The sequence below is a fragment of the Fusobacterium perfoetens genome (assembly GCF_021531475.1).
In the GTDB taxonomy this organism is placed as follows: domain Bacteria; phylum Fusobacteriota; class Fusobacteriia; order Fusobacteriales; family Fusobacteriaceae; genus Fusobacterium_B.
In genome coordinates this window covers 20,586-27,292 of sequence record NZ_JADYTX010000031.1, presented here as the reverse complement: position 1 = coordinate 27,292, position 6,707 = coordinate 20,586, and the positions used below count along the sequence as shown (strand labels likewise).

The window sequence follows — 6,707 nt, the reverse complement described above, 5'->3', positions numbered from 1 at the left end:
AGACATACATTACCAACTTTCTTATATTTTTTAATTTGTTGATAATATATATGTGTCCTTTATGGGTATCATATCACTTGGTTGGAAAAAATTTTCTTTGTACAATTGTTAACATCTGTAGCCCCAATATAAAATTTTGCAATTTCCCATATTTCTTTAAAATTTTTTTGAAAATTTCCATTCTTTGTCACAAATTTCTAAAATTTTTACAAAATACTTAAAGATATCTTTTATATGTTGACTTTCAATAAGGTATTGTTCCCAAGAACCTGTTTTATTTATTTGAAAATTATTTTCAATTTCGTTTATTAACCATTGCCATTCTTGTGAATGTGCTAATAAACCGTCAACATATTTTACTTCTGTTTTATGATCTAAATAATTCATAAGAGCACTTCCGTTTTTAATATTTTTATAGTTTAATTTTACCATATTTTATATATTTTTTAATTTCTAAGTAATAAAATTTACAAATATAATTTTATGAAAAATTTCTTTGACGATATAGAAAAATAGAGAATTTTTATATCAAAAAATTAAAAAAACTAAAATATTTTGATAAGAGATATCTTATTATATGATAAAAAGTTTAATATTGCAAAAAACTTTCTATGAGAAAATGAGTGAAATTAAATCAGCTTAAAATTTTTCATGAATTATTAATTATAGGCACCAAATAGGCATCAAATAAAAAATAGCATTAATAAAAAGCAAAAGTTAAAATAGTATCAAAGGTAACGTTTCGTTATTTAGTATGTATTAAAACAAAACCTCTAATTCCTTATATTTATTAAATAATTGAAATTAGAGGTTTTTATATTTGTATTATTTTATAACAAAAATAGGATTATTTTTTGTTGTAGGCAGCAAATAGGCAGCAAACTATAATAGGTCGATAGCTTTTCTAAGTTCTTCTAAATCTTTGTGAGTATAGATTCTTTCTGTAGTTGGGTATTTTTCGTGACCTATCAATTCTGTAATACTCTTGGAATTAGCATTAGCATTGTTTAAAAGTGTTGCAAATGTGTGTCTCGTATCGTGCACTGTGTGATTTTTTATATTTATTTTTTCTAAATTTTTTTTAAAATAATAATTGTAACTTGAATAAGTTATTTGAGAATTTTCTTTCATTATAAGAAATTGATTGTGAAGTTTCATTCTTTTCGTTACTAAAGGTAAAACTTTTGAATTAATTGGAATTAGTCTGTTTTTTCCTGCATCTGTTTTACTACCAGCTGTTATAAAATATTTTTCTTCAAGATTAATATCGGTGTTTTTCAAACTTAGAAGTTCATTTATTCTTAAACCTGTAAAAATCAGAATTAAAATAGTATCAATATAAGGTATATGAGTATTGTTAAATAAAATTTGAATTTCTTCTTTTGTAAAAACTCTTCTATTAATAACTTTCCTTTTAGCTTCATTATTAATATCAACCAATTCTACAATATTTTTATCAATATAATCATTTTTTAGGGCAAACAACCAAATACTCTTGAGAATAGCCCTTATAATCTTGATTGTAGCTCTCGCATAGTGAGAACATAGTCCATCTATAAACTTTTGAATTTGTAAAGTTTTAATTTCTTTAAAAGTCATTTTATCAAAATAATCAGAAATACAAACTCTATAGAATTTATCATAATGTTTTCTAGTGTATGGAGTTATTTTCTTATAGTGATCTTCTCTCCAAAGGTGAAATATTTCTTTAAAAGTCATTTTATCAGAAAATAATCTTTCAGGTTTTTCAAAGTAAAAATAAAGAGCTTCCATAGCCTCTTTTTTGGTTTCATAACAACCAATAGTAACTTTTTTTTGAGTTCCAATAATAGGATCATATCCAATAGTTTTACGAGCTATCCAAGGCTTTCGCCTATTGCCTTTCATTTTGTAAATAGTTCCATAATTATTAGGATTTTTCATAAAAAAATCACGTCCTTTCATAATTTTGTGTATTACAAAATAACCAAAGTCGTGATATAATATTCTTGCTATAGACATATAGTTGACTTCGGTTAATTGTATGTTAGACAGTTCCTATTGGCGTAGGGACTGTTTTTTTTTGCTTTTTTAATTGACAAAAGTATATTTTAATTTTAAAATATAAAAAAAGAGAAAGAGGTGAGAAAAATGCTAGTTAGTATAATTAGAGGTATAGCTATTTATGTATTTTTTATTTCTTTTCTTTTTTTAATTTTAAATTATTTTATATCTAAAATCTTTGATAATGATTTAGCGATATTTTTGACGTTAATATTTTCTGTAATAGTAGTTTTTAAAAATATTACAGTAATTTGGTAATAAGCATCTATTATTGATGCTTATTTTTTTCTCTGATTAATTTTATCTTTTCAGCCTCTTCAATATTTAATTGATTGATAGCCTCTATATATTTTATATTTAACTCTTCCATTTTTTCTTGATGAGATAAATATTCTTTGAAAAAAGTGAATAGTCCTGGAGTATCAACAGTACATTCCTCCGTTCCTTTCGCATATTTGAATTTTACTCCCAAAAAAGACAGAACTAAAAAGGCTAAGACTAGACTTACTTTAGCACCATAAATTACAATTTTTCCTGGGGAATTAAGGTTTATTTGTACAGAGAACTGTTGATTATCTTCTAAATATGTAGAAGAAATATCAGTTAAGACAGACATTAAATTTGATAAAGCATTTAAGTTAATTTGCTTTTCACTATTAACTTGAAAACTTAAATAAGCGTTTTCTTCTTTTAAGAAAAAATCATTGACATTAATATCTATTAATTTTGTTACCTCAGGATCAGTTATCCCTGAAAGTCCATGAGGAGAAAAAAGATTTAAAATAAGCTTAGATTGTAAAAATCTACTATTTACGATTTTTAGCCACTTAACTTTTCTTCTTTTATCAGGAATATCTATGCTATTATCTTCTTCGAGAAGAGATTCTCCACTAATTAAAGAATTATCTATGAAGACTTCATCATTTTCAATGATACCAAAAGCAACGTTTTTTCTTCCTGATGACGGCATAACAATGACATCTCCCTTTTTTATTTCGTGCATAAAATTATAGATTTTCCCAGAAATATGTCCAGGTTGTTTCTCCTCAGGGAATTTTTTTTCGATAATATCTTTCAATTCATCTCTAGTAGAATTAGTTAAAATTTCTAAATCATTAATTCCATATCCAATGCCTGTAAACCCTCTTCCATAAAATTCATTAAAAAATACACCTTTTTCTCCTGCTCTAATTAACCAGTATCTTCTATCTGGGTTAATAGTTTCTATACCTAATTCATTTATAATATCATCAAAATGTTCTTTAATATAATCAATCATTTCCACAACATCATCTCCATTTTAAAAAATAATTTCTAAATTTGTTTTCTAAGTTGATATTAGTTGGTAAGTAACGTAATTTATTGAGATGATTAATAATATTAGAAGATGCACCAACACCAACATCAAAGATTTCTTCGATATCACAAGGATAAATAATACGCCTTCCTAAAAAATTAAATAAATACCTAATAATAGGAAAAGGTACTAGAAATTGTTTTGCAAAAGTATTAGCCTCCATTTCAAAAGGTGTGTTATCAGGAGAATACATCAAATATTCATTATTAGATAAATGTCCACGTAAAATATGTCCTAATTCGTGAGCCACAGTCCATCTTTGAGTTTGTAGACACTTTGCATCATTATAAATTATACAGTATTTTTTTTCATCATAAAAAGCCATACCATAATCTGTTTTAAGTTCTTCAAACATAGTTCCATTAATTTTTGTTTTTGCTTTCCATTTACTGAATGGTATTAATTTTATATTCTTAAAATTTTCACGTATAATTTTAAAAATATCAATAGGAAATGTCCCATCAGAATATTTAATAAGAATGTTGTGTGCAAGTTTAGTGGTTTCTTCAAAATTTGTTTCCAAATCATTCCTCCTCGTCATCAAAAATATCAAATGTTAATTTCATAAGAGATTGTAATTTTTCAAGTTCTTTCTCATTCATTTTTTTAGCATTTCTAGCAACCCAACGATAAGTTGGAGAAACTTCTTCTTTAGGCGTAACAGCATCATCATCACTCCACCCCATAATATATTTAGGAGTAGTTCCATATAACTTAGCCAATGTTTCTATTTTGTCTGATGGGATATTTAAAATATTTAAATTTTCATATCTATGTAAAGTAACTTTCGAAACATTAATATGTTTAGCTGCCTCTTCTAAAGTAAATCCTTTTTCTTCTCTTTTTTCTTTTAAACGCCTAGCTATTGTTTCCTGAGTTTTTGTATATTTAACTTCCATAATAATTATCTCCTTGTATTTTGTTTTTACATTTTTATTATAATATATTTTTCTTAAAATGTAAATATTTTCTTTTTAATTTACTTTTTTTTCGTATTAAGTAAAATTTTTCTTGACAAGCAAAAAAATATATAGTATACTTTTGTTACGTAATAAGAAACAAAAGAGAAAGGAGAAAAAAATGGTTTTAACTAATGAATTAAAAGGAAGAATAGTGGCAAAAGGGTTAACTCAAGGAGAAGTCGCAGAAAAACTAGGAATTACACCGAAGACATTCTCTAGTAAACTAGAAAAAGGAATTTTTACTACTATAGAAATTGAAAAATTGATAAAAATTTTAGACTTAAAAAAACCTTGGGAAATTTTTTTTGCAGAATAAGTTACGTAATAAGTAAAAAAAAGATAGAGGAGGAAAAAATAAAATGCAAAATTTAGAAGTAGTTATCAACAATGTAAACGGACAAAATGTAGTAAACAGTAGAACAATAGCTGAACAATTAGGAAAAAGACACGATCATATTATAAGGGATTTAGAAAAAATTTTAGAAACCCCAAATGTGGGTTCTCTAATAATTCCAAGCACTTATAAGGTAAATGGACAAAATAGGGAGTACAAAGAATACCTTTTAACAAAAGATGGATTTACACTTTATATGTTTAACATTCAAGGATACCAAGAATTTAAAATGGCTTACATAAACAAATTTAATGAAATGGAAAATATTATAAGACAAAAAATTCCAACTTCATTTAAAGAGGCTTTAAAACTTGCCTACGAGCAACAAGAAACTATTGAAAACTTACAATTAGAAAATAAAGTAAAAGATCAACAAATAGCAGAACTTCAACCTAAAGCAAGTTATTATGATGTGATTTTACAATGCAAAGATTTGTTAAGTACAACAATTATAGCTAAAGATTATGGAATGGCAGCAAAAGGCTTTAACAAATTACTACACGAATTAGGAATCCAATATACTCAAAGTGGAGTTTGGCTTTTATATCAAAAATATGCTGATAAAGGATATACACAAACAAAAACTCAAAACTACAACAGACCTGATGGAACACAAGGAGCTAAACCACATACATATTGGACACAAAAAGGAAGATTATTCCTATATGAATTTTTAAAAGCACATGGATATTTACCAATTATAGAAAAAGAAGAAAGTGAGGAGGAAAAATAAAAATGGCAATAGATAAAAATATAAACCTTAAAGAATTAGGATATCTCGAATTGTTGGAGTTGAGGCAAGACGCAGGGCAAGAGCAAGGAGAGGGAAGAAAAGACCTTGTATATTTTATCTACAGACTAGATAAAGAAATTTCTTTAAGAGAATATCTAAGTAAATTTACAGATGAAGAGCTTATAGAAATGGGCTATGAAGAATATTTGAATTAAGAAAGGAGAAGAAATGAAAACAGAATATAGAATAGAAGATTTTGATACTAAATATGCAAGAGCAATGATAAATAAAGCAGTGAGAAATGCTTTGGAGGAAGAAATCATTAATAAGAAAGAAGAACAACTTTCTTGTGCTATTTTTGCAGGGGTAGTAATAATGCTAATAACAGCATTTGTTATTATAGAAAACTTTACTTAGAAAGGAGGGAGAGTATGAACTTATTCTTTTTGAATATTGAGGACATATCTAAAATAACTGGCTTTCAATATAGTAAGGCTGGTGGGATAATTCGAGGACTTAATGCAGAACTCAAGAAAAAAGGAATTGTTACTCATCAAGGAATAGTAAATGCAGAGTATTTTGCAGAGCGTCACGGATTAACATTTGAGTATATAAAAAAAGTACTTGAAGAGGCGGCAACCTCAACAAGTACAAACAAAAAAATAAACGATAAGGTATTATACCATGAAAGGAGCAAAAAATGAAGTTATATGAATTAGTTTCTGAAGAACAAAAATTGAATGAGTTATTTCTTGCAGCTATTGATGAGGAAACAGGAGAAATAAGAGATAACGAAACATTGGAAGAACTAGAAACAGAATTAAAAAATGCATTAGTAAATAAATCTGAGGGAATAATAAAGGTAATAAGAAACCAAGAATCAGATTTAGAGATGGTTACAGCAGAGATAGAAAGACTAACAAATCTAAAAAATAAAATGAAAAAAGAGATAGAAAATTTTAAATCTTATATCAAATTTAATATGAAGAAAATGGATATTAAAAAGATAGAAACATCTTTAGGAACTATATCTTTAAGAGTAAATCCACCATCAACAGATGTATTTGATAAAGATTTAATACCTGAGGAATTTATGAGGGAAAAGATAGAAAGAACTTACGAACCTAAGAAAGATGATATAAAAAAAGCTCTCCAAAATGGAGAAGAAGTGCCAGGAGCAAGACTTATATACAAAGAAAATTTAAAAATTAAGTAGGT

General features: G+C 26.4%; 11 protein-coding genes. 6 read left to right on the top strand and 5 right to left on the bottom strand.

All coding sequences use genetic code 11. The annotated features are described in order from the left end of the window. Positions 1-156: 156 nt before the first annotated feature. The 5 genes from I6E15_RS07705 to I6E15_RS07685 all read right to left on the bottom strand — a co-directional run bounded on the left by I6E15_RS07705 (position 157) and on the right by I6E15_RS07685 (position 4,299). Positions 157-387: a hypothetical protein gene (locus tag I6E15_RS07705; RefSeq protein WP_235247259.1), complete on the bottom strand. Its 231-nt coding sequence runs from the start codon at positions 385-387 to the stop codon at positions 157-159. 495 nt (positions 388-882) lie between these two features. Beyond that, positions 883-1,923, bottom strand: coding sequence for a tyrosine-type recombinase/integrase (locus tag I6E15_RS07700; RefSeq protein ID WP_235247258.1), 1,041 nt, complete (start codon positions 1,921-1,923; stop codon positions 883-885). A 388-nt stretch (positions 1,924-2,311) separates the two neighbouring features. Next, the gene (locus I6E15_RS07695) at positions 2,312-3,328 is read right to left on the bottom strand and encodes a hypothetical protein (protein WP_235247257.1); all 1,017 of its coding nucleotides are present in this window, start codon (positions 3,326-3,328) and stop codon (positions 2,312-2,314) included. Between the two features lie 4 nt (positions 3,329-3,332). Continuing rightward, complete coding sequence (locus I6E15_RS07690; RefSeq protein ID WP_235247256.1) at positions 3,333-3,923, bottom strand: ImmA/IrrE family metallo-endopeptidase; 591 nt, start codon at positions 3,921-3,923, stop codon at positions 3,333-3,335. 1 nt (position 3,924) lies between these two features. Then, entirely contained in the window at positions 3,925-4,299 is a 375-nt protein-coding gene (locus I6E15_RS07685; RefSeq protein ID WP_235247255.1) for a helix-turn-helix domain-containing protein, read from the bottom strand. Between the two features lie 112 nt (positions 4,300-4,411). Between I6E15_RS07685 and I6E15_RS07680 the strand changes: the two genes are divergently transcribed. Genes I6E15_RS07680 through I6E15_RS07655 form a run of 6 tightly spaced genes read left to right on the top strand, consistent with a single transcriptional unit; the run spans position 4,412 to position 6,705 of the window. Further along, the gene (locus I6E15_RS07680; RefSeq protein ID WP_328222063.1) at positions 4,412-4,678 is read left to right on the top strand and encodes a helix-turn-helix domain-containing protein; all 267 of its coding nucleotides are present in this window, start codon (positions 4,412-4,414) and stop codon (positions 4,676-4,678) included. Between the two features lie 43 nt (positions 4,679-4,721). Then, positions 4,722-5,489 (top strand): phage antirepressor KilAC domain-containing protein, encoded by a 768-nt coding sequence (locus I6E15_RS07675; RefSeq protein ID WP_235247253.1) that lies wholly within the window; start codon positions 4,722-4,724, stop codon positions 5,487-5,489. A 2-nt stretch (positions 5,490-5,491) separates the two neighbouring features. Then, positions 5,492-5,704 carry a hypothetical protein gene (locus tag I6E15_RS07670; protein ID WP_235247252.1) on the top strand — a complete coding sequence of 71 codons (213 nt, stop codon included), beginning with the start codon at positions 5,492-5,494 and terminating at the stop codon, positions 5,702-5,704. A gap of 13 nt (positions 5,705-5,717) precedes the next feature. Further along, positions 5,718-5,906, top strand: a complete 189-nt coding sequence (locus tag I6E15_RS07665; protein WP_235247251.1) for a hypothetical protein — start codon at positions 5,718-5,720, stop codon at positions 5,904-5,906. Between the two features lie 14 nt (positions 5,907-5,920). Beyond that, positions 5,921-6,193: a hypothetical protein gene (locus tag I6E15_RS07660; RefSeq protein WP_235247250.1), complete on the top strand. Its 273-nt coding sequence runs from the start codon at positions 5,921-5,923 to the stop codon at positions 6,191-6,193. Continuing rightward, positions 6,190-6,705 carry a siphovirus Gp157 family protein gene (locus I6E15_RS07655; protein ID WP_235247249.1) on the top strand — a complete coding sequence of 172 codons (516 nt, stop codon included), beginning with the start codon at positions 6,190-6,192 and terminating at the stop codon, positions 6,703-6,705. Before I6E15_RS07660 ends, I6E15_RS07655 begins: the two co-directional genes overlap by 4 nt. Positions 6,706-6,707 lie beyond the last annotated feature (2 nt).